Consider the following 22,690-nt stretch of genomic DNA (forward strand, 5'->3'; position numbering starts at 1 on the left):
GCCGCTTCTGTTGGTCGTACTCGTCCTGCTTGCGCCGTGCCGAGCGCCTTCGTGCCTTCCCTGCGTCACGCGGCGGCGGCAGGCCGCCGCCGCGCCCTCGTCGCTACTTGCTGATCTGCGCGCCCACGCCGAAGTACGGGGTCGACGATGTCGTCGAATTCGCCGACGTCGGCGTGACGCCGCCGTTCACCGTGCCCTGGATCAGCGCCGCATACAGGCCGCCCGTCGCGATTACCACGCCCGATGCGGCCGAGCCGCTCTTCGGAATCGTCGTCGCGTTCAGCAGGCCCGGCGTCGCCTGGCCGTAGTCGAGCGTGAAGCCGTCTTCCTCGGCCTGCGTGCTCGGGTTGATGAACGACGCGTTGCTGCCGCGGATCAGGGCCGCCGTGTACTTGAAGTTCGAATCCGCGCCCGCGTAACCGCCGTCGATCGCGCCCGACGTGATGGCCGTCGCCGCGCCGAGCACCGCGATGCCCGACTCGTCGTCGACCTGCGCATCGAGGTGCAGCGGCGGCGTGCCGAGGTTCACGTTGCCCGTGCGTACGATCACCGGCACCGTCGCGCCGTTGAGCTGGCCGATCACCATGTGCGCGGTCGCCGACTTGCCGGTCGCGCCGGTCGGCAGCTGCGTCTGCGGCAGTATCTGCGGGGCCTTCGTGCTGTCGAAGTAGCCGCCGTTCGCGCTCGCCTTCCACGGGTCACCGGTCGTCTGGCAGCCGCCTGAGCCGCTCGACGTGCACGCGCCGTTCGCGTCGAACGTCTCGCTCGAGTTCGAACCCTTCGTCGCGTAGTTGCTCGACGGCACGAGGTGGTAGAGCAGCGCGTTGTACGTGCCCGGCAGCTTCGAGATATCCGTCGTCGTGTTCGCGAAGCCGAGGAACGGATAGAAGTCGAAGTGTCGCTTCGGCACCTGGCCGATGTTCTGGAGCACGCCCGGGATGATCGTCAGCCCGTCGTACTGGATCGTCGCGCCCGGAATGCCGCCGCCCGCGACACCCATGCCGACCAGCAGCATCGGCGGGTTCGCCTGGTTGAAGTCGGCGGCCGTCGAGTACGTGGCGCCGCTCGGCGCCTTGCCCGTGCCGGGCGTCAGGATGAACGCGCAGCGCGTCTGCTCCGCGGTCGGCAGCACGCCGGTCGGCGGGTGCATGACCGCGCCGGTGATCGTCGTGCCGACGCGGCTCGGCGTGACCGTGCCGGTCGCGAGCGGAATCGGCGATTCGAGCCACTTGAGCGTGTAGGTCATCGCCACCGCGTCGATGTTGACGCTGACGATCTCGCCACTACCGGCGCCGCCGAGGTACGTGCTCTTCACGATGTCGGCGTTGGCCGGGCACAGCGCACCGTTGATGGGCTGTGACGGCGGCGGCCCTTGCGTGCCGCAGCTGGATCCGGAACATTGGGGTGCATTGATCGGCGCGGGTGCGCCGCCGTCCCCCCCACCACATGCAACCAGGAAAGGGGCAATGGCAAAGGCCGTTGCCACCCCCTTCGATAAGGTGTGCGACATGCCGCTGTCTCCAATCGTTTAATTGTGCGAGCTAATGTCGCCGCCTTGATTTTTGCTGTCAATTGATGAACCCGTCTAAAAAAGGCGATTGAAACGGATGTCACGTATTGAATCCTTGTCCGACAAGGAATTCGGTAAGAATTAAAACGTGAGACGGGCTGCCGAAAGCGGCTGGAGTGGGGGATGTGCGACGCCGGACAGGCCGGCGCAGAGCCTTCCTGCGTATAACGGCAGCGTTTAAAGCGGCGGTATCCGGTTTATCCCTATTCGGGATTGACTGGATAAAGAGGGGGTGGGATTAATTCACTGGTAATCGCGCAATGGAAAGCTTGTAAATATTTGTAAATGCGCGATCCGGAATTTTTTATATATTGCCCGGCAGGGGTAAATAAAAAGCCGGCCAGTGGCCGGCTTTGCATTGCATGCGATGGTGAATCAGCGTTTGAGACCTGCGTCCTCGGCCGCGCCGATGCTCAGGTTCATGCACTGGATCGCCGCGCCCGATGCGCCCTTGCCGAGGTTGTCGAGGCGCGCGACCGTGACGAAGCGCTCCGCGTTGCCGAACACGAACAGGTCGACCCGGTTCGTGTCGTTGTTCGCCTGCACGTCGAAGAAGCCGCCGTCGAGGTTCGCGTCCGCATCGAACGGCGCGACGCGCACGAATGCTTCGTCCGCGTAGTACTCGGCGAACACGCGCTGCACGTCCTGCGGCGTCGTGCGCTTCGCGAGCTGCTCGGGCGTGAAGTAGGTCGTCACCGCGAGACCCTTCAGGAACGGCCCGACGATCGGCGTGAAGATCGGCGGGGTCGCGAGGCCCGTGTGCGCGGCCATTTCCGGCAGGTGCTTGTGCGTGAGGCCGAGCGCATACGGGCGCGGGCTCGCGAGCTTGCCGCCCGGCGTGGCGTTTTCGTAGTCGGCGATCATCGACTTGCCGCCGCCGCTGTAGCCGGTGATCGAGTAGCTGTGCGCGGCGAACGTCGGTGCGACGATGCCTGCATCGACGAGCGGACGCATCGCGAGCACGAAGGCCGACGCGTGGCAGCCCGGCACGGCGATGCGCTTCGACGTGCGAATCTTCTCGCGCTGCGCGCGGGTCAGTTCCGGCAGGCCGTACGCCCAGTCGGCGCTGGTGCGGAACGCGGTGCTCGCGTCGATCAGCGTCGTGTTCGGGTTCTCGACGAGCGACGCCGATTCGCGCGATGCGACGTCCGGCAGGCACAGGAACGTGACGTCCGACGCGTTGATCAGGCGGCGGCGCTCTTCGACGTCCTTGCGCTTCGCTTCATCGATGCGCAGGATCTCGATGTCGCTGCGTGCCGACAGGTATTCGAAGATCTTGAGGCCGGTCGTGCCTTCCTGGCCGTCGACAAAAACTTTGGTGCTCATTTCGCTCTCACTGAATGAAACGGGGGCCCGCGCCCTGAATCCGACATTTTAAGACGTCATCCGGCGGGCCTGCACCGCGCGGGGCGAAAAAAAGACGGCCGGCGGGCCGTCTTGTGTCCCTTTGTCGCCCGCCGGAGCGTGCTCAGCCGCGGCCGGCGACCCACCGGGCGGTCGCTTCGGCAACCCGCCGGCCGAATGCCTTGCCGGTCTCGAGGTCGCCCGGCAGCGGGCCTTCGTCGGGCGTCGAATCGGCCGGCGACTGCGCGAGCAGGCCCGTCGAGCCGCCCAGGTAGTTGATGTCGTTGCGCGTGGCCGCCTTCGAGTTGGCCGGCATCAGGCTCGTGCCGACCCACACCATCCCATGCTGCATCGACAGCGTGACGAAATATTGAATCGTCGAGAACTTGTCGCCGTTCATCGTCGCGGAGTTCGTGAAGCCCGCGGCGATCTTGTCCTTCCATTTCTGCGTGAACCACGCTTTCGACGTCGCGTCGGCAAACTGCTTGAACTGCGCCGACGGGCCGCCCATGTAGGTCGGCGCGCCGAAGACGATCGCGTCGGCCGCGTCGAGCGCGGCCCAGCCCGCGTCGTCGACGTCGCCGACGGCGAGCAGGCGCACGGTCGCGCCGGCTTCCTGCGCGCCCGCGTGCACGGCCTCGGCCAGTTTCTGCGTGTGACCGTAGCCGCTGTGATAGACGATGACGATATTCGACATGAAGCGTTCTCCGGAAAGGAACGGGAACGGCGGACCGCAGGCTCGCCGCGTCACGCGTCGCCGGTGGGCGGCGCGACGGATGCGCGGCATGGCGCCGCGACCGGTGACGACGAGTCTAGCAAGCCGAAATGACGGGAAAGCACATGAGTGCGGAGGACGGCATTTCGCGGCGGCGGCAATCGCAGTGCGGCGGCGCGTCACGCCCGCCGCCCGTTACTGCCCGTAGTTGACCGTGAGTTGCGCGGTGCCGATCGCCAGCGTACCGATCTCGTGCTCGAACATCGGCGCGGGTCGGCCCTGCGCGACGCGCAGGTCGTCGCCCTTGAGCGCATAGACGGTGATCACGTAGCGGTGCGGCTTGCCCGGCGGCGGGCACGGGCCGCCGTAGCCGTCGATCCCGAAGTCGTTGCGCGCCTCGCTCGCGCCGATGCGCCGCAGGAACCCGGACGCGCTCGCGTCGGCCGGCAGGCTCGTGACCGTCGCCGGAATGCCCGCGACGGCCCAGTGCCACCAGCCGTGCCCCGGCGCATCGGGATCGAAGACCGTGACCGCATAGCCGCGCGTGCCGGGCGGCGGGTTGTGCCAGGTGAGCTGCGGCGAGTGATTGCCGCCCTTGCAGTCGCCGCGGTCGAACACGTTCGCGGCGCGGACGCGCCCGCCCGGCGTCAGGTCGTCGCTCGTCACGGTGAACGGGCCTTCCGCATGCGCGGGCAGGGTGGAGAGGACGGCGGCGTAGAGGAGGGCGACGAGGAACGGCGACGGGCGACCCGATGGCGCAGGCGGAGTGATCCGGCGATCCACACGCATATGGCGCTTCTCCCGTCACGTGGTCCGGACCGATGCGTCCGGCGTTGTTGGCGTAGTGCGTTGCCTGCGCAGCTGATGGCAGCGATGGATCAAGTCTAGCATTAGGGTTCGATGAGCGATGCACGCCGCGACGCGTGGTCGCGATCGTTTCCCGCGCGAATCGGCGGACGCAAAATCGACGGACGAAAAAAAGCCGCCCGCGATGAAGCGGGCGGCTCGTTCAGCGAGGACGCCGGCCAGCGGGCCGGCGCGGCGTCAGTCCTTCGGGGACGTCGCGCCGCCGTGCGCCGCCGACCACTCGGCCGGTGCGTGCAGGAATTTCTCGACTTCGTCGAGCGTCTTCGTCTCGAAGTAGCCCGAGGCCTTCGCGACGCGCAGCACGTCCCACCACGTGGCGAGCGCGTGCAGGTCGACGTCGATGTCCTTCAGGACCGACACGCTTTCCTTGAAGATGTTGTAGTGGAACAGCACGAAGCAGTGATTCACCGTCGCGCCCGCGGTGCGCAGCGCGTTGACGAAGTTGATCTTGCTGCGGCTGTCGGTCGTCAGGTCTTCCACCAGCAGCACGCGCGAGCCTTCTTCCAGATGGCCTTCGATCTGCGCGTTGCGGCCGAAACCCTTCGGCTTTTTGCGCACGTACTGCATCGGCACCATCATCCGGTCGGCGATCCAGGCCGCGAACGGGATGCCGGCCGTCTCGCCGCCCGCCACCGCGTCGATCTGCTCGAAGCCGATGTCGCGCGTGATCGTCGTTTCAGCCATTTCCATCAGCGCGCGGCGCACGCGCGGATACGAAATCAGCTTGCGGCAGTCGATATAGACGGGGCTTGCCCAGCCGGACGTGAAGATGAACGGTTTTTCTGCGTTGAAGTGCACTGCCTGTACTTCGAGCAGGATTTTGGCGGTCGTATCCGAGATCGACTGACGATCGTAGCCTGTCATGGGCATTCCTTGGGTGATGAGCGAAGAGCGGGCGCGGGCCCGGTGGCGCAGCAAGGGGAACCTGCCCAGGGGGCCGGGGCGCGATCGGAGGGCCAATCGCATCGCTGCGCGCGTAGCCGGCTATTTTACCCGATTCAGGCCGGTTTTCGGCGGAATTCGCGCGGGTTCGCCGCGCGGCTCACCACCGGCGAAACAAGCGGGGCCGGATCGCTCGCACGCTGATGCGGAGGATGCGGCGCTGCACCAACATGCGTCATTTAGGGGGTGTACACTAGGCGGCCCTTAGAAATCGTTCAGTACTTTGTACTTTCCTCTTGCCACCCGCCAAGGTTCGATGGCGTGCCGACCCGGCGCGTCGCGTGCCGTCTCGCAGTCGACCACCCCCTCGATTCAAGCAGACGCGGCCGAAGGTGCTGCGTACTGAACCGTCAATATTTCGCATGTCTCTCGCAGGTCAATCATGGACGAACAACTGAAGCAGGCCGCACTCGCTTATCACCTGAACCCGAAACCCGGCAAGATTTCGGTCACCCCGACCAAGCCGCTGTCGAACCAGCTCGATCTGTCGCTCGCGTATTCGCCGGGCGTCGCCGCAGCGTGCGAAGCGATCCACGCCGATCCGCTCGACGCGCAGAAGTACACGTCGCGTGGCAACCTCGTCGGCGTCATCACGAACGGCACCGCCGTGCTCGGCCTCGGCAACATCGGCCCGCTCGCCGCGAAGCCGGTGATGGAAGGCAAGGGCTGCCTCTTCAAGAAATTCGCGGGCATCGACGTGTTCGACATCGAACTGTCGGAGTCCGACCCCGACAAGCTCGTCGAGGCGATCGCAATGCTCGAGCCGACGCTCGGCGGCATCAACCTCGAGGACATCAAGGCGCCGGAATGCTTCTACATCGAGCAGAAGCTGCGCGAGCGCATGAAGATCCCCGTCTTCCACGATGACCAGCACGGCACCGCGATCATCGCGTCGGCCGCGATCCTGAACGGCCTGAAGGTCGTCGGCAAGAAGCTGTCCGACGTGAAGCTCGTGTGCTCGGGCGCGGGCGCCGCGGCGATCGCGTGTCTGGACCTGCTGGTGAACCTCGGCCTCACGAAGTCGAACATCCTCGTCGCCGATTCGAAGGGCGTGATCTACGAAGGGCGCGGCAACCTCGATCCGTCGAAGCAGCGCTATGCGGCGACCACCGACGCACGCACGCTCGCCGACGCGATCGTCGGCGCGGACGTGTTCCTCGGCTGCTCGAGCGCGGGCGTGCTGAAGCAGGACATGGTCAAGACGATGGGCGACCGCCCGCTGATCCTGGCGCTCGCGAACCCGGAACCGGAAATCCGCCCGGAAGACGCGAAGGCCGTGCGCCCGGACGCGATCGTCGCGACCGGCCGTTCGGACTACCCGAACCAGGTCAACAACGTGCTGTGCTTCCCGTTCATCTTCCGCGGCGCGCTCGACGTCGGCGCGACGACGATCACGGAAGAAATGAAGCTCGCGTGCGTGCGCGCGATCGCCGAGCTGGCACAGGAAACCGACCAGAGCGAGGAAGTCGCGAAGGCGTATGAAGGCCACTCGCTCGAATTCGGGCCGGACTACCTGATCCCGAAGCCGTTCGACCCGCGCCTGATCATCAAGATCGCGCCGGCCGTCGCGCAAGCCGCGATGGACTCGGGCGTCGCCACCCGCCCGATCCAGGACATGGACGCGTACCGCGAGCAGCTCGGCGCGACCGTCTACCGCACCGGCATGGTGATGCGTCCGGTGTTCGCCACCGCGAAGCAGAAGCAGGCCCGCATCGTGTTCGCCGAGGGCGAAGACGAGCGCGTGCTGCGTGCCGCGCAGTTCGTGCTGCAGGAAAAGATCGCGAAGCCGATCCTCGTCGGCCGTCCGTCGGTCATCGACATGCGTCTCGCGAAGATCGGCTCGAAGCTGAAGGCCGGCACCGATTTCGAGATCGTCGATCCGGAAGACGATGCGCGCTACCACCGCTACTGGCAGGCGTATCAGGAGATCGGCGCGCGCGACGGCGTGACGCCGGAAGTCGCGAAGGCCGCGATGCGCAAGTTCAATACGCTGATCGGCGCGATGCTCGTGCACCTGGGCGACGCGGACGGGATGATCTGCGGGATGATCGACACGTTCCACAGCCACCTGAAGTTCATCGAGCAGGTGCTGGGCCGTGCGAAGGGCGCCGAGCACTTCGCGGCGATGAACCTGCTGATGCTGCCGGGCCGCAACCTGTTCGTGTGCGATACGTACGTGAATGAGCTGCCGAGCGCCGACCAGCTCGCCGACATGACGATCCAGGCCGCGGCCGAGATCGAGCGCTTCGGCATCGTGCCGAAGGCTGCGCTGCTGTCGAACTCGAACTTCGGCAGCGCGCCGTCGGCGTCGTCGCGCCGGATGGGCGAAGCCCGCAAGCTGATCGTCGAACGCGCACCGAACCTGGAAGTCGACGGCGAAATGCACGGCGACGCGGCGCTGTCGGAACTGATCCGCAAGCAGGCCTTCCCCGGCACGACGCTGTCGGGCGAAGCGAACCTGCTGATCATGCCGAACGTCGAAGCGGCGAACATCGCGTACAACCTGCTGAAGATGGTCGGCGGCGAAGGCGTGACGGTTGGCCCGTTCCTGCTCGGCGCGGCGAAGCCGGCCCACATCCTGACGCCGGCCGCGACCGTGCGCCGGATCATCAACATGACGGCCGTTGCCGCCGCGAACGTGAACACGAAGTAAGTCCACGCCCGCGTGTGCCGCGCTTCGCGCGCGGCGCAATGAAAAACGCCATGGAACCTGCGTTCCGTGGCGTTTTTTTTCGTGAAGCGACGTGAGCGGATAGCCGCTCGCCGGCGGGCATCCGGCCGCGAATGCCCGCCGCGCGTCGTTACGCGACCTGCTGGTGCGACTGGCCGCCGGCCGGCGAACGCCACTTCGCGAGCAGCGTGTCCCATTTCACACGTACCGCGCGCAGGTTGTTCTCCTTCACGTGGCCATAGCCGCGAATGCCGTCCGGCAGCGCCGCGAGCTCGACGGCGAGCGGGCGGTTGGCCGCGTTCAGCTTGGCGAGCACCTCGCCGATCAGCGCTTCGTACTCGCCGATCAGCGCGCGTTCGGTGCGACGCTCGTCGGTACGGCCGAACGGGTCGAGCCCCGTGCCGCGCAGGAACTTCGCTTTCGCAAGCAGCCGGAACGCCGACATCATCCACGGGCCGTACGCCTTCTTCACGAGATGGCCGTGGGCGTCCGTCTTCGCGAACAGCGGCGGCGCGAGGTGGAATTTCAGCTTCCAGTCGCCTTCGAACTGCGCGGTCAGGCGCGCGAGGAATGCCGGATCGGACTGCAGCCGCGCGACCTCGTATTCGTCCTTGTACGCCATCAGCTTGAACAGGTTGCGCGCGACCGCTTCGGTCAGCTGCTCCTGCGCCGTGTCGCCGTCCGCCAGCGCACGCTCGGCCGCGCGCACCTTGTCGACGAACGCCGCATAGCGTGCTGCGTACGCGGCATTCTGGTACGCGGTGAGGAATTCCACGCGCTTCGCGATCAGCGCGTCGACCGCCTTTTTCGTGTGCAGCGAAATCACCGTGGCGCCTTGCACGGGGCGGGCGTCGCCGGCCGCGGCCTGCTTCACGCTCGCCAGGTCGTGTGCGGCGCGGCGGCCCCAGTCGAAGGCCGCGCGGTTCTTCTCCACCGATACCGCGTTCAGTTCGATCGCGCGCACGAGCGACGCGAGCGTGAGCGGCAGCCAGCCCTTTTGCCACGCGTAGCCGAGCACGAACGGGTTCGTGTAGATCGCGTCGCCGAGCAGCGCGACCGCGAAGCGGTTCGCGTCGATGAAGTCGACGGCTTCGCCCGCCGCCGCGCGGATGTCGTTCTCGGCGGACAGGCCCGGGAACGCCCAGTTCGGGTTCTTGATGAACTCGGCGGTCGGCGTCTGCGCGCTGTTGACGACCACGCGCGTCGTGTCGTGGCGCATGCGCGACGTGCACTCGTCGCCGGCCGTGACGATCGCGTCGCAGCCGATCACGAGGTCGGCCTCGCCCATCGCGATCCGCGTCGCGTGGATGTCGGTCGGCGCGTGCGAGATCTGCACGTGGCTCATCACGGCGCCGCCCTTCTGCGCGAGGCCGGTGACGTCGAGCACGGTCACGCCCTTGTTTTCCAGGTGCGCGGCCATCCCGAGCAGCGCGCCGATCGTGACGACGCCCGTGCCGCCGACGCCGGTGACGAGCACGCCGTATGCGCGGTCGATGTCCGGCAGCGTCGGTTCGGGGATCGGCGGCAGTGCGTTGCCGTCGACCGACACGGCCTTCGGCTTCTTCAACTGGCCGCCCTCGACCGTGACGAAGCTCGGGCAGAAGCCCTTCACGCACGAGAAGTCCTTGTTGCAGCTCGACTGGTTGATCTGGCGCTTCGTGCCGAATTCGGTTTCCAGCGGCTCGACCGACAGGCAGTTCGACTGCACCGAGCAGTCGCCGCAGCCCTCGCACACCGCGTCGTTGATCACGACGCGCTTGGCCGGGTCCGGATACGTGCCGCGTTTGCGGCGGCGGCGTTTCTCGGTCGCGCAGGTCTGGTCGTAGATCAGGATCGTCGTGCCTTCGATCTCGCGCAGCTCGCGCTGCACGTCGTCGAGCTGGTCGCGGTGATGGATCGTCACGCCCGGCGCGAGCAACGCCTTCTGGCTGTCGTACTTCTCCGGCTCGTCGGTGACGATCACGATCTTCTTCGCGCCTTCGGACGCGAGCTGGTGCGTGATCTGCGGCACCGTCAGCACGCCGTCGACCGGCTGGCCGCCCGTCATCGCGACCGCGTCGTTGTAGAGGATCTTGTAGGTGATGTTCGCCTTCGACGAGATCGCCGCGCGCACGGCCAGCAGGCCCGAGTGGAAATAGGTGCCGTCGCCGAGGTTCGCGAACACGTGCTTCTCGTCCGTGAACGGTGCCTGGCCGATCCACGGCACGCCTTCGCCGCCCATCTGGCTGAAGGTGCTCGTGCTGCGGTCCATCCACACGGTCATGTAGTGGCAGCCGATGCCGGCGATCGCGCGCGAGCCTTCCGGCACGTTGGTCGACGTGTTGTGCGGGCAGCCCGAGCAGAACCACGGCTTGCGCTCGGTCTGCACGTGCGGCTTCGCGAGCGCCATTTCCTTCGCGTTGATCACGGCGAGGCGCGCGGCGATGCGCGCACGCACGTCGGACGGCAGCTCGAACTTCTCGAGGCGCGTCGCGATCGCCTTCGCGATGATCGCGGGCGACAGCTCGTAGTGCGCGGGCAGCAGCCAGTTGCCCATCGGCACCGACCATTCGCCGCCAGCGCCGTCCTTCTCGTCGAACTTGCCGAACACGCGCGGACGTTGCCCATCGGGCCAGTTGTACAGCTCTTCCTTGATCGCGTATTCGAGGATCTGGCGCTTTTCCTCGACGACGAGGATTTCGTCGAGCCCGCGCGCGAACGCCTGCGCGCCCTGCGCTTCGAGCGGCCACACGCAGCCGACCTTGTAGAGCCGGATGCCGATCCGCGCGCAGGTTTCGTCGTCGAGGCCGAGGTCGGTCAGCGCCTGGCGCACGTCGAGGTACGCCTTGCCGCCGGTCATGATCCCGAAGCGCGCGCTCGGCGAATCGATCTCGATGCGGTCGAGCTTGTTCGCGCGCACGTAGGCGAGCGCCGCATACCACTTGTAGTCGAGCAGCCGCGCTTCCTGCACGAGCGGCGGGTCGGGCCAGCGGATGTTCAGCCCGCCTTCCGGCAGGATGAAGTCGGTCGGCAGCACGATCTCGGTGCGATGCGGGTCGATGTCGACCGATGCCGACGATTCGACGACGTCCGTCACGCACTTGAGCGCGACCCACAGGCCCGAGTAGCGGCTCATCGCCCAGCCGTGCAGGCCGAAATCGAGATATTCCTGCACGTTGGACGGGAACAGCACCGGCAGCCCGCAGGCCTTGAAGATGTGTTCGGACTGGTGCGCGAGCGTCGACGATTTCGCCGCGTGGTCGTCGCCGGCGAGCACCAGCACGCCGCCATGCTGCGACGAGCCGGCCGAGTTTGCGTGCTTGAATACGTCGCCCGTGCGGTCGACGCCCGGGCCCTTGCCGTACCACATGCCGAACACGCCGTCGTGCTTCGCGCCGGGGTACAGGTTCACCTGCTGCGAGCCCCACACGGCGGTGGCGGCGAGATCTTCGTTGAGGCCGGGCTGGAAGACGATCTGGTGGGCGGCCAGGTGCTGCTTGGCTTTCCAGAGCGACAGATCGAGGCCGCCGAGCGGCGAACCACGATAGCCGGAGATGAAGCCGGCGGTATTGAGACCGGCGGCGCGATCGCGTTCCTGCTGCAGCATCGGCAGGCGCACGAGGGCCTGGATGCCGCTCATGTACGCGCGACCGCGCTCCAGTGTGTATTTGTCGTCAAGCGTGACGGACTTCAGCGCGGCTTCTAGCGACGCGCGTTGGTCTGCGTCTAGCGGGGCATTCATTAACTGTCTCCTCCACCCAGTTTGGGATCACCAAAACTCGACTGCTTCGGGCGTCTTGTGGACGCGTCGGCAGTGGCCGGCATATTGGCCGGTTTTAAGCGATGGTAGCACTGGGGCAAACCCGCCGCCCATCGGTTGGAATGCCGGGGGATTGCGGCGCTGCGTCAAAAAAAACAGGGCGGAACCATGCGTTACATCATGTAAAAGCATGTAAAGCCGGCCCCATCTTCGTGCAAACGCCGTTAATCTTGTCGGCCTGCCGGAGGTGCCCGGCCGCGTTGGCTTGTTCCGACGCAATCGGGGAGGCGCCGGCAGTTTTACAGGAGGTGCAATGAACACACGTCATATCCAGAGTTTCCTGATCGTGTCCGCCGCGTTTTTCTCGATGACCGGCCCGGTGCACGCGCGAGGCGCGAGCGCACTGGCGGCAGCCGGCGCGCAGATGCAGCAGATCGTGCCGGCCCAGGACGCCGTCGCGCAGCCGTCGGCCGAGCGCGCCGTCGAGTCGAAGGCGAACGTGCGTTGATCCGCTCGCGCGGCCTGCGGGCCGCGCCGGAATGCAAAAAGGGCGGGAATCCTCGGATTCCCGCCCTTTTTCTTTGCGCCGCCGGATCGTGCGGGCCGCCGGGTTGCCCCGAGCAGCCGCCCGCCGGATGTGTCAGGCCTTGTCCTGTACGACGCCGCGGCGGATCTGGTCGAGTTCGATCGATTCGAACAGCGCCTTGAAGTTGCCTTCGCCGAAGCCCTGGTTGCCCTTGCGCTGGATGATCTCGAAGAAGATCGGCCCGATCTGGTTTTCGGTGAAGATCTGCAGCAGCAGGTCGTCGCGTGCGCCGTCGATCAGGATCTTGCGCTTCTTCAGTTCGTCCAGCGATTCGCCGTGGTTCGGCACGCGGCGGTCGACCAGTTCGTAATACGTGTCGATCGTGTCGAGCAGCTTCACTTCCTTGCTGCGCAGGCCATCGACCGCCTGGTAGATGTCGGTGGCGCCGAGCGCGATGTGCTGGATGCCTTCGCCGTGATACGCGTCGAGGTATTCCTGGATCTGGCCGGCCGTATCCGAGCCTTCCTCGTTGATCGGGATGCGGATCTTGCCGCACGGCGACGTCATCGCCTTCGACTTCACGCCCGTCACCTTGCCTTCGATGTCGAAGTAGCGCACTTCGCGGAAGTTGAACAGGCGCTCGTAGAACTCGGCCCATTCCTGCATGCGGCCGCGATGCACGTTGTGCGTCAGGTGGTCGATGTAGGTGAGGCCGTGGCCGACCGGATTCGGGTTCGCGCCGGCGATCGGCTCGAAGTCGACGTCATAGATGCTGATGTCGCCGATGGCGCCCGGTTGCGCGCCGTTCTTGCCGCGCCAGCGGTCGACGAAGTAGATCAGCGAATCGCCGATGCCCTTGATCGCCGGGATGTTCAGCTCCATCGGGCCGGTCTTGTTGTCGAAGCCCCATGCGCCGAGTTCCAGCGCGTGCTGGTACGCCTTCGCGGCATCCTGCACGCGGAACGCGATCGCGCAGATCGACGGGCCATGCAGGCGCGCGAAGCGTTGCGCGAACGAATCGGGTTCGGCGTTGATGATGAAGTTGATGTCGCCCTGGCGGTACACCGTCACATCCTTGTGGCGGTGGCGCGCGATCGCGGTGAAACCCATCCGTTCGAACAGTTGTCCGAGCGCTTTCGGGTCCGGTGCCGTGTATTCGATGAATTCGAAGCCGTCGGTGCCGACGGGGTTGTCCCAGTTCGGGATCTGCATGGCGTGTCTCCTGTGGGGGCGATCGGCCGGGGCGACGTGCGCAGGCCCGGCCTGGTTCGATGTCGAACGTGGCACACGCGGTGGCGTGCGCGACGCATCGGTACGTGCGACAAAGTGTAGCGGGCAGTCGCGAGCGTAAACTTGCGAACTTAATTACCGGAACCTACGATGGCGCAATTTCCAGTCTCAAATCATTCATTGGAGGGCAGAAGATGGCGCAAGCCGAATTGGATGCCATCGACCGGCGGATTCTCGCGATTCTTCAGGAGAACGGGCGCCTGTCGAACCAGGAGATCGCCGAGCGCGTGAACCTGTCGCCGAGCCCGTGCCTGCGGCGGATCCGGCGGCTCGAGGAGATCGGCGTGATCACCGGTTATGTCGCGCTGCTGGATCCGCAGAAGCTCGGGCTCGACCTGCTCGCGTACGTGAGCGTGCGGCTCGAGAAGCGCGGCGGCCTGGCCCCGGTGCGGGCCGACGAAACGTCGGCGCGGGCAGGCGCGACCCATGCGGAGCTGTTTCGTGCGGCCGTGCAGACCTGGCCGGAAGTGGTCGCGTGCCACGCGATGACGGGGGACATGGATTACCTGCTGCGCGTGCAGGTCGAGGACATGGCGCATTTCTCCCGCTTCGTGCAGGAGCATCTGCTGCATCACCCGTCGGTGATCGACGTGAAGACGAGCTTTTCGCTCGAATGCTTCAAGGAGACGACGGCGTTGCCGATTCGTTCGGTGCGCTAGTGCGCGGCGGGGAAGGGAGGGGGGCCGGGCGCGCGGCAGGCGCGGCCCGGCTGGCCGACATTACGCCGTCAGCGCGGCGGGCATCAGCGATTCGATGAACTTCGTGGTGCGGCGCGCCTGGCGCTTCATCGCATAGTCGAACACCGCGGCCTGTTCCTGCAGCATCTCGGCGATGATCGTCGAGTGGTCGGCCGGCGGCAGCGACAGGTACGCATCGGCTTCGCCGTACGCGTACTCGATCCGCATCCCGGATTTCTTCGCGATATGCATCATCGTCGCGTTACGCGACAGGCAGTGCATGTACAGCATCGTCACGTGCGTGTTGCGGCTGCGGATCGCCGCGCGCTCGAACAGCTTCGAGCCGACGCCGCGGCCGCGTGCGCTTTCGAGCACCGACACGCCGAATTCGGCCGTGCGCTTGTCGCCCTCGGCCGGCAGGTAGGCCAGGTGGCCGACGCCGATCAGTTCGAGGTCGTGGTCGAACACGCCGAACACGGTGTCGCGGCCGAAGTCGATCGTGCGGACATAATTCTCGATCACGTGGTCGGGCACCATCTGGCCGAAGCGCAGCAGGCGGTCCTCTTCGTCGAGCGAGAGAAAGTGGGTGAGCATCTGCTCACGGTCTTTGGAAGCCAGTTCCCTGACGAGAACCGGCGCACTGCCGACCGTGCCGACAACTTCGGCAGGGCCGTTGAATTGCGTGTTCATCGTGGGTTCCTCAGTGTGGGTGCACAAGCGGGTTGTGCAATGCAACAGCATTTTACCCGAGCGAGGTTGGGGAAAACCCGTATTTGACGTTATTTGTGCCGAGGGGAAATTCTAAAACCGCTTAGTTCATTCTGTAAGTTATTGATTTTAAGCGAATTTAAAATTCATCATATGAAATGCGCGGCGGGCAGCCGCAGTGTACCCGTCGCGCAACGCATGCTGCTGCGCGTCAATCAGGCGGCCGTCGACAGCCCGCGTTCGATCAGGTCGATCACCTGCTCGGCGAAGTCGCGGTAGCCGAGGCGGCCGCCCGGCTTCAGCCATGTGAACGTCCAGTTGATCATCCCGAACACCATCATCGTCACGGACGTCTGGTTTTCCTTCGAGATGCGGTCCGGGTACGCGCGTGCGAGCTGTCGCGTGAACGCCGCGACGATGTCGCGCTGGCGGTCGAGCACGATTTCGCGCTGCGCGTCCTCGAGATACTTCACGTCGTTGAGCAGCGCGACGTGCCGGCTGTGCGACGTCTCGTACTCGGCGAGGAACGCACGCACGAGCTCGGCGAACGCGTCGCGCTCGCTGAGCCCGCGTCGCTGGCTCGCCCCTTCGACCTCGGCGATGATCAACATCAGCCGTTTCGTGTAGCGGTCGAGCAGGTCGAACAGGATCGCTTCCTTGCTCTCGTAATAGTGATAGAGGCGCGCCTTCGACGTGCCGCTCGCGGTTGCGAGATCGGACATCGACGTGCTCGGGTAGCTCGTCTGCGCGAATTTCTCGGCGGCCAGGTCGAGGATCTGCTCGCGCTGGGATTCGTGGTCGGGCGCTCGGGTACGGGCCATGGTCGAATGGGGAAGATTAGCGGTGCGCGGTGGCCGTGCGGGCCGCGCGCACCTGCGTGGAAGAGAGGGCGTCGGGCGCGTCGTCCTGCAGTTCGAGCCGGCCGGCAGCCGCGAGTTCGCGGCAGCGCCACCAGGCGATCGAGTCGCTGACGAACAGCCCGCCGCGGTCGGCGTCGGCCATGATGCTGCCGACGAGGCGCGCCGCAGGCCGCCAGTCGGCTTCCGCACGCGCGACGATCAACGCGTCGAGATCCTCATAGTAGCCGCTCTTGATGGTGTTGCTGACCCAGTAGCGCAGCTCGGCGTTCAGGTGCTTCGCCTCCTGCCATTCGAGTGCGAGGCGGCCGATGCGCAGCACCGAGATCGGCGCGGCCACCGGGCGCTTGCGCGCCAGCTCGGCCGGCGAGAACATGCCGGTCGCACACGCCTGGTCGGTGCGCGACAGCGCCGCGCGCTGGGCCGAGTCGAGATCGGCGGCCGACAGCCGCACTTCGTTCAGGCGTTGCGGGACGTTGCGCAGGTGATAGGCGACGCGGCGCAGCAGCAGCTTGTCGCCGACGCTCGGCGCATGCCACACCACCACCTGGCCGGTATCCGTCGCGAGCTGGTCGAGGCGCGCGAACTCGCCTTCGATCTCCGCGTTCCAGTCGGGAATCTGCTCGCCGAGCACGCGCTGCCAGAAGGCGGCGCGCGTGTCGGGCGTCTCGTCGGCGCCCTTGAGCGGCCCGACGCCGAGATCGTCGAGCAATCCGACGACGCGCTCGTCGCGTCCGGCTTGCGCGAGTGCCTCGCGCAGCGACGCGGCGGCGGTGCCGCCCTGAATCACATGAATGGTACTCATCGGCCTGTCGTCAACAAAAGAAAACCGCCGGCCGGGCGGACGTTGCGATGTCCAGCCGGCCGGCGGCCCCTAGTGTAAGCGAGATGTGTGACGGCGAGAAACCGCCCGGAGCCGCGACGCGACGTCGCTCAACGCTCGTCGTAGCTCACGACGACCTTGTCGCTGATCGGGTGGCACTGGCACGTGAGCACGAAGCCGTCCTTCACTTCATGTTCTTCGAGCGTGTAGTTCTTCTCCATCCGCACTTCGCCCTCGAGCACCTTCGCGCGGCACGTGCAGCACACGCCGCCCTTGCACGCGTACGGCAGCGCGAGGCCCGCGCGCAGGCCGATATCGAGCAGGCTCACGCCTTCGTACGGCAGGCGCAGCTTGCGCTTCTTGCCGTCGAGCACGATTTCCAGGTCGGCGGCCGGGGTCTGGTCGGTGATTTCGACGACCGGCGCACCGGCTTGCGGCAGCGGCGTGCCGAAGCGCTCGACGTGCACCTTCGCCTGAGGCACGCCGGCCGCCTTCAGCGCGGCCTCGGCCGCATCCATCATCGGCGCGGGGCCGCAGATGAACGCCTCGTCGATCGCGTCGGCCGGCATCAGCGTATCGAGGAATTCCGCGCATTTCGCCTGGTCGAGCACGCCGTTGAACAGCGCGACGTCCTGCTGGTCGTCCGACAGCACGTGATAGAGGACGAAGCGGTTCATGTAGCGGTTCTTCAGGTCCTCGAGCTCCTCCGCGAACATGATCGCGTCGACGCTGCGGTTGCCGTAGATCAGCGTGAACGTGCTGCGCGGCTCGAGTTCGAGCGTCGTCTTCACGATCGCGAGCACCGGCGTGATGCCGGAGCCGCCGGAAAACGCGACGTACTGCTTGCCGTGATCGGCGTTCAGGTGCGTGAAGAAACGGCCGTCCGGCGTCATCACGTCGATCGTATGACCCGGCTTGAGCGAGTCGAACGCGAAGTTCGAGAAGCGGCCGCCGCGCACCCGCTTGATGCCGATGCGCAGTTCGCCGTCACGGTCGTAGTCGGTCGTGCCGACGCAGATCGAATACGAGCGGCGCGTTTCCTCGCCGTCGATGTGGGTCTTCAGCGTGACGAACTGGCCCTGCGTGAAGCGGTACGCGTCGCGCAGTTCGGGCGGCACATCGAAGGAGACGGAGACGGCGTCGGCGGTCTCGGGCCGCACGTCGCGGATACGCAGCGGATGAAATTGCGGGGTCGCCATATCGATTAATAAGGTTTGAAGTAGTCGAAGGGTTCGCGGCAGTCGACGCAGCGATACAGCGCCTTGCAGGCCGTGGACGCGAATTGCGCGAGACGCTCGGTACGGGCGGAGCCGCAGCGCGGGCACGCGGGTGCCGCGACCGGTCGCGGCACGAAGCGCACGACGTTTTCCCGCGACGCGGCGGTGCCGCACTGGCCGACCGGCGGCGCGATGCCGTACGCGAGCAGCTTGTCGCGCGCTTCCTGCGTGATCCAGTCGGTCGTCCACGCGGGCGCGAGCACGGTCTCGATCCGGTGCGCCGGAAGGTCCGCGGCCTGCAGCGCGGCGGCGATGTCCTCCGCGATCTGCGACATGGCCGGGCAGCCCGAGTAGGTCGGCGTGATCACGACCTCGAGCTGGCCGTCGTCCGCGCGGCGGACGTCGCGCAGGATGCCGAGCTCGCGGATCGACACGACCGGGATCTCGGGGTCGGGCACGGCTTCGAGCACGTCCCATGCACGGGCGAGCAGCGGGTCGGCGTGGCGCGCGATGGGCACGGCGTTGGCGGGGGCGGTCTGGACGGACATCGTCGGGCTCCGTTGGGCGTGGGGGCGGCCGGTTACCAGCTCGCGCCGGGATGCTGGCGTGCGAGGCTCTGCATTTCGGCGAGCAGGTAGCCCATGTGCTCCGAGTGCTCGCCCTGCTTGCCGGTCGTCACATGCTGCACGGGTGCCGGCAGCGTGAGCGTCGCTTCCGCGAGCGCATCATCCACGTCCGCGCGCCACGCTGCTTCGAGCGTGGCCGGCGCGGGGGCGATGCCCTCGGCGGCGACCGCGTCGTCGATTGCATCGGCAGCGAAGAATTCGCGCGTGTACGGCGTCAGGTAGTCGAGCGCGTTCTGCGCGCGGCGGTGCGATTCGTCGGTGCCGTCACCGAGGCGAACCAGCCACTCGCGTGCGTGCTGCACGTGATAGCGGGTTTCCTTCACCGATTTCGCGGCGATCGCGGCGAGCTGCGTGTCGGTCGACGTTTCGAGTGCGGTCCAAACGTGCAGCATCAGCGCCGAGTACAGGAAGTTGCGCACGATCGTGACCGCATAGTCGTTGTCGGCGTGCGCGGTGCCGGCGATCGGGCCGTAGTGCGGCAGCTCGGCGAGCGTGAAGTTTGCGAACTCGCGCTCGGTGCGGAAGTACGCGTAGTCGTCCTCGGTCTTCGTCGCGCCGGTCAGCTGGCGCTCGAGTTCGGCCGCGTGCGTGTACAGCATGCGCGCCTGGCCGATGAGGTCGAGGCTCATGTTGGTGAGCGCGATGTCTTCCTCGAGGATCGGGCCGTGGCCGCACCATTCGGCGTTGCGCTGACCGAGGATCAGCGTGTTGTCCGCGAGGCGCAGCACGTAGGAGAGGTGTTCGGGCGTGATCGTCATGGCGCGGGCGTTACATGTGGTTGACTTCGTCGGGCAGCGTGTAGAACGTCGGGTGGCGGTAGATCTTGTCGCCCGCCGGCTCGAACAGCTCCGCCTTCTCGTTCGGATCGGACGCGGTAATGGCCGACGACGGCACCACCCAGATGCTCACGCCTTCCTGGCGGCGCGTGTAGACGTCGCGCGCCATGCGCAGCGCCATCGACGCGTCGGCGGCGTGCAGGCTGCCGCAATGCTTGTGATCGAGCCCCTGCTTGCTGCGCACGAACACTTCCCAGATCGGCCATTCCTTGTTCATCACTTTCTCCTCAATCCTCAATCCTGAATTCGATGGTGTGCCGCCGCTCAGGCGGCGTGCTGTTCGGCGCGCGCGCGGCGCTTGGCTTCGTGGGCGAGTGCGGCTTCGCGCACCCATGCGCCGTCCTCGTGCGCTTTCACGCGGGTCGCGAGGCGTTCCTTGTTGCACGGGCCGTCGCCGTTGACCACGCGCCAGAATTCGTCCCAGTCGATCGTGCCGTAGTCGTGATGGCCGCGCGCCTCGTTCCACTTCAGGTCGGGGTCGGGCAGCGTCACGCCGAGCACCTTCGCCTGGTCGACCGTCGCGTCGACGAACTTCTGCCGCAGATCGTCGTTCGAGATCCGCTTGATGCCCCATTTCGCGGACTGGTTGCTGTGAACCGAATCGGCGTCGCTCGGGCCGAACATCATCAGCACCGGCCACCACCAGCGGTTCACGGCCTGCTGGACCATCGCGCGTTGCGCGTCGGTGCCCTTCATCATCGACAGCAGCGCGTCGAAGCCCTGGCGCTGGTGGAACGATTCTTCCTTGCACACGCGGATCATCGCGCGCGCGTACGGGCCATACGTGCAGCGGCACAGCGGGATCTGGTTCATGATCGCGGCGCCGTCGACGAGCCAGCCGATCACGCCGACGTCGGCCCAGGTGGGTGTCGGGTAGTTGAAGATGCTCGAGTATTTCGCCTTGCCGGCGAGCAGTGCGTCGATCAGCGAATCGCGCGACACGCCGAGCGTTTCGGCCGCGCTATAGAGATAGAGGCCGTGGCCGGCTTCGTCCTGGACCTTCGCGAGCAGGATCGCCTTGCGCTTCAGGCTCGGCGCGCGCGAGATCCAGTTGCCTTCGGGCAGCATGCCCACGACTTCCGAGTGCGCGTGCTGCGAGATCTGGCGAACCAGCGTCTTGCGATAGGCATCGGGCATCCAGTCCTGAGGTTCGATCTTGCCGTCGGCGGCCATGACCGCATCGAACCGCGCCTGCTCGGGCGACTCGGCTGCGGCATCGAGCGGCGCGACGTTGCCGGGGATGTCGAGGGATTGCGTGTACATGGCGAGGCTCTCGTCCGGGTGAATGTGTGCGAAGTATAAACCAACCGACCGGTCGGTTAATAAATTTCTTGCGGATTTGCGGCGAGACTCGGGTAAACGAGCGACGTCGGGGCGCGATCGGACGGCGTGACGGCGATCCGGCGCGTGGGGTTCGCGTCTTCTGCGGCACAATGCCCGCTTTCCGACGAGGATTTTGCCGATGTCATTTCGAAGCAGTATCGCCGCGGCCGTGCTGGGTGCCGCCGTCTTTGTCTCGCCGCTCGTGGCATCGGCCTCGGCCGCGCCGGCTGGATGGGTGGCGGCGTGGGCGACCGCGCTGCAGCCGATCCCCGACCTTGCCGCACCGCCGCCGCTCTATCGCGCACCCGACGTGTCCGGACGGGCCGTGCGCCAGATCGTCTATCCGACGGTGTCGGGGCGTGCCGCGCGGATCCGCGTCAGCAATGCCTACGGACATGCGCCGCTGGTCGTCGAAGCGGCGAGCCTCGCGCGCGCCGGCGAAGGGGCGGCGCTTGCTGGTGCGGCGGCGCCGGTCCGGTTCGGCGGCAAGGCGTCGGTGACGCTTGCGCCGGGCCAGGAACTCGAAAGCGATCCGGTGGCGATCGATGTGGCGGCCGGGTGGCCGTATGCGATCAGCCTCCAGATGGGGGCGAACCAGCGGATGACGGTCTGGCACCGCGTGTCGAACCAGTTCAATTACGTGTCTGCACCGGGTGACCATGTGAGTGATCCGGGCGCCGCCGCGTTCCGCACCCGTTTTACCCAATACGCATGGGTGAGCGAGCTCGCGGTCGAGGCCGGTTCAGCGCGCGCGAGCGTAGCGGCGATCGGCGATTCGATCACCGACGGACTGCGCTCGAGCGTGAACCGGAATCGCCGCTGGCCGGACGCGCTGGCGCGTCGGCTGACCGCTTCCGGCGCGGAGTCGATCGGCGTCACGAATCTTGGTATCAGCGGAAACCGGCTGCTCAGCGATTCGGCGTGTTACGGCACGTCGCTGGCGTCGCGGTTCGAGCGTGATGCACTGTCGCGCGCGGGGGTGAAGGCGGCGATCGTGCTGATCGGGATCAACGACATCAACTTCGCCGCGATGCCGCCGCGTGCGGGGCTCGATTGTGACCACCCGCATACGCAGGTCACGGCCGTATCTTTGATCGACGGCTACCGTCGGCTGATTGAAGCGGCGCACCGCCAGGGCGTGAAGGTCTTCGGCGCGACGCTGACGCCGGCCGGGCTGCCGGCGGGGCGCGAGACGATCCGCCTTGAGGTGAACCGGTGGATCCGGAGCGGTGGCGGGTTCGACGGTGTGGTCGACTTTGATGCTGTGCTGCGCGATCCGGCACACCCGAGCGTGCTGCAGCGTCGATACGATAGCGGTGACGGCATTCATCCGAGCGATGCCGGTTACGCCGCGATGGCCGACGCGGTGCCGGTCGAGCAACTGCAGGCTGCGGTGGTCGGCAAGTGACGCGCTCCTATATATAGAGGGAAGGGTTGCCGGCGACGCGTAGGTCAGCGACACCACTTGGCCCGTCGAGCCCGAAGCCCCCGTGCGCGCCAGCGCACGGGGGCTTTTTCAAAATATTTTCACAAAGGGGCTTGCGTAGACGGGGGCGGGTGCTTAGAATCACGCCTCTTTCGCGCTAACGGAAACGCGGCGCGGGAGAGGAAAGCAAGGCGGGTGGTGTGCTGGAGTCTGAAGCGCGCAGCTGGCCTGGAAGTTGAACCCCGCAGTCGCAACGATGTAGTGTAAAAAGTTGTTGACGAACTGCGAAACACGGTTCATAATCTCGCTTCTCTGCTGCTGAAAACGCAGCGCTGCCGGGAAACACGAAGTTCCTCGCAGAATGCTCTTTAAAAATTAACAGCCGATAAGTGTGGGCGCTTGATGGAAGCGAGCTGATCCTCGGATCAGATAGCGAAAGTATCAAGAGTCTCACACTAAAGTAAGTCAGGTTTATGAAGTGATTCATATTCCTGTCAGCTTTGAGTGAGCGACCGGTTCTTAACTGAACCGAA

Annotated in this window: 19 protein-coding genes; 4 read left to right on the forward strand and 15 right to left on the reverse strand. The window is 66.2% G+C overall.

Features of this window, described 5'->3' with window-relative positions:
• Positions 1 to 103: 103 nt before the first annotated feature.
• The 5 genes from QZM35_RS37355 to QZM35_RS37375 all read right to left on the reverse strand — a co-directional run bounded on the left by QZM35_RS37355 (position 104) and on the right by QZM35_RS37375 (position 5,360).
• Entirely contained in the window at positions 104 to 1,510 is a 1,407-nt protein-coding gene (locus tag QZM35_RS37355; RefSeq protein WP_089424274.1) for a DUF2957 domain-containing protein, read from the reverse strand.
• Positions 1,511 to 1,945: 435 nt separating this feature from the next.
• Complete coding sequence (argC, locus tag QZM35_RS37360; RefSeq protein ID WP_301777759.1) at positions 1,946 to 2,896, reverse strand: N-acetyl-gamma-glutamyl-phosphate reductase; 951 nt, start codon at positions 2,894 to 2,896, stop codon at positions 1,946 to 1,948.
• Positions 2,897 to 3,038: 142 nt separating this feature from the next.
• On the reverse strand, positions 3,039 to 3,611 hold the full coding sequence (locus tag QZM35_RS37365) for a flavodoxin family protein (protein ID WP_069246909.1): 573 nt from the start codon (positions 3,609 to 3,611) through the stop codon (positions 3,039 to 3,041).
• A gap of 213 nt (positions 3,612 to 3,824) precedes the next feature.
• A complete protein-coding gene (locus QZM35_RS37370; RefSeq protein WP_089424276.1) occupies positions 3,825 to 4,418 on the reverse strand; it encodes a YbhB/YbcL family Raf kinase inhibitor-like protein in 594 nt (197 codons plus the stop codon).
• 255 nt (positions 4,419 to 4,673) lie between these two features.
• Positions 4,674 to 5,360 carry an orotate phosphoribosyltransferase gene (locus QZM35_RS37375; protein WP_011350651.1) on the reverse strand — a complete coding sequence of 229 codons (687 nt, stop codon included), beginning with the start codon at positions 5,358 to 5,360 and terminating at the stop codon, positions 4,674 to 4,676.
• A gap of 460 nt (positions 5,361 to 5,820) precedes the next feature.
• Between QZM35_RS37375 and QZM35_RS37380 the strand changes: the two genes are divergently transcribed.
• The gene (locus QZM35_RS37380; protein ID WP_174976272.1) at positions 5,821 to 8,091 is read left to right on the forward strand and encodes an NADP-dependent malic enzyme; all 2,271 of its coding nucleotides are present in this window, start codon (positions 5,821 to 5,823) and stop codon (positions 8,089 to 8,091) included.
• A gap of 148 nt (positions 8,092 to 8,239) precedes the next feature.
• Here QZM35_RS37380 and QZM35_RS37385 read toward each other — a convergent pair whose 3' ends face one another.
• A complete protein-coding gene (locus QZM35_RS37385; RefSeq protein WP_301777760.1) occupies positions 8,240 to 11,830 on the reverse strand; it encodes an indolepyruvate ferredoxin oxidoreductase family protein in 3,591 nt (1,196 codons plus the stop codon).
• A gap of 331 nt (positions 11,831 to 12,161) precedes the next feature.
• Here QZM35_RS37385 and QZM35_RS37390 point away from each other — a divergent pair, with 331 nt between their 5' ends.
• Positions 12,162 to 12,356, forward strand: a complete 195-nt coding sequence (locus tag QZM35_RS37390) for a hypothetical protein (protein WP_301777761.1) — start codon at positions 12,162 to 12,164, stop codon at positions 12,354 to 12,356.
• A 132-nt stretch (positions 12,357 to 12,488) separates the two neighbouring features.
• Here the strand turns inward: QZM35_RS37390 and hppD are convergent, their stop codons facing one another.
• On the reverse strand, positions 12,489 to 13,586 hold the full coding sequence (gene hppD / locus QZM35_RS37395; protein ID WP_089424279.1) for a 4-hydroxyphenylpyruvate dioxygenase: 1,098 nt from the start codon (positions 13,584 to 13,586) through the stop codon (positions 12,489 to 12,491).
• Between the two features lie 212 nt (positions 13,587 to 13,798).
• Here hppD and QZM35_RS37400 point away from each other — a divergent pair, with 212 nt between their 5' ends.
• Positions 13,799 to 14,323, forward strand: a complete 525-nt coding sequence (locus QZM35_RS37400) for an Lrp/AsnC family transcriptional regulator (RefSeq protein WP_011655746.1) — start codon at positions 13,799 to 13,801, stop codon at positions 14,321 to 14,323.
• Positions 14,324 to 14,383: 60 nt separating this feature from the next.
• Here the strand turns inward: QZM35_RS37400 and QZM35_RS37405 are convergent, their stop codons facing one another.
• The 8 genes from QZM35_RS37405 to paaA form a co-directional block, all read right to left on the reverse strand.
• Positions 14,384 to 15,031, reverse strand: coding sequence for a GNAT family N-acetyltransferase (locus QZM35_RS37405; RefSeq protein ID WP_039366876.1), 648 nt, complete (start codon positions 15,029 to 15,031; stop codon positions 14,384 to 14,386).
• A 233-nt stretch (positions 15,032 to 15,264) separates the two neighbouring features.
• Positions 15,265 to 15,870: a TetR/AcrR family transcriptional regulator gene (locus tag QZM35_RS37410; protein ID WP_006482923.1), complete on the reverse strand. Its 606-nt coding sequence runs from the start codon at positions 15,868 to 15,870 to the stop codon at positions 15,265 to 15,267.
• Positions 15,871 to 15,886: 16 nt separating this feature from the next.
• Positions 15,887 to 16,711, reverse strand: coding sequence for a DUF1835 domain-containing protein (locus tag QZM35_RS37415; protein ID WP_301777762.1), 825 nt, complete (start codon positions 16,709 to 16,711; stop codon positions 15,887 to 15,889).
• A gap of 128 nt (positions 16,712 to 16,839) precedes the next feature.
• The gene (paaE, locus tag QZM35_RS37420) at positions 16,840 to 17,928 is read right to left on the reverse strand and encodes a 1,2-phenylacetyl-CoA epoxidase subunit PaaE (RefSeq protein ID WP_089424282.1); all 1,089 of its coding nucleotides are present in this window, start codon (positions 17,926 to 17,928) and stop codon (positions 16,840 to 16,842) included.
• Between the two features lie 5 nt (positions 17,929 to 17,933).
• Positions 17,934 to 18,494 carry a 1,2-phenylacetyl-CoA epoxidase subunit PaaD gene (paaD, locus tag QZM35_RS37425; protein ID WP_301777763.1) on the reverse strand — a complete coding sequence of 187 codons (561 nt, stop codon included), beginning with the start codon at positions 18,492 to 18,494 and terminating at the stop codon, positions 17,934 to 17,936.
• Positions 18,495 to 18,526: 32 nt separating this feature from the next.
• Positions 18,527 to 19,330: a 1,2-phenylacetyl-CoA epoxidase subunit PaaC gene (paaC, locus tag QZM35_RS37430; protein ID WP_089430479.1), complete on the reverse strand. Its 804-nt coding sequence runs from the start codon at positions 19,328 to 19,330 to the stop codon at positions 18,527 to 18,529.
• 10 nt (positions 19,331 to 19,340) lie between these two features.
• Complete coding sequence (paaB, locus tag QZM35_RS37435; protein ID WP_010092957.1) at positions 19,341 to 19,625, reverse strand: 1,2-phenylacetyl-CoA epoxidase subunit PaaB; 285 nt, start codon at positions 19,623 to 19,625, stop codon at positions 19,341 to 19,343.
• Positions 19,626 to 19,672: 47 nt separating this feature from the next.
• Positions 19,673 to 20,671 (reverse strand): 1,2-phenylacetyl-CoA epoxidase subunit PaaA, encoded by a 999-nt coding sequence (gene paaA / locus QZM35_RS37440; RefSeq protein WP_069246920.1) that lies wholly within the window; start codon positions 20,669 to 20,671, stop codon positions 19,673 to 19,675.
• Between the two features lie 199 nt (positions 20,672 to 20,870).
• On the opposite strand from paaA, the gene QZM35_RS37445 reads away from it, so the two are divergent.
• Positions 20,871 to 22,139 (forward strand): SGNH/GDSL hydrolase family protein, encoded by a 1,269-nt coding sequence (locus tag QZM35_RS37445; protein WP_301777764.1) that lies wholly within the window; start codon positions 20,871 to 20,873, stop codon positions 22,137 to 22,139.
• Positions 22,140 to 22,690 lie beyond the last annotated feature (551 nt).

It is taken from the genome of Burkholderia sp. AU45274, assembly GCF_030482505.1.
In the GTDB taxonomy this organism is placed as follows: Bacteria; Pseudomonadota; Gammaproteobacteria; order Burkholderiales; family Burkholderiaceae; genus Burkholderia.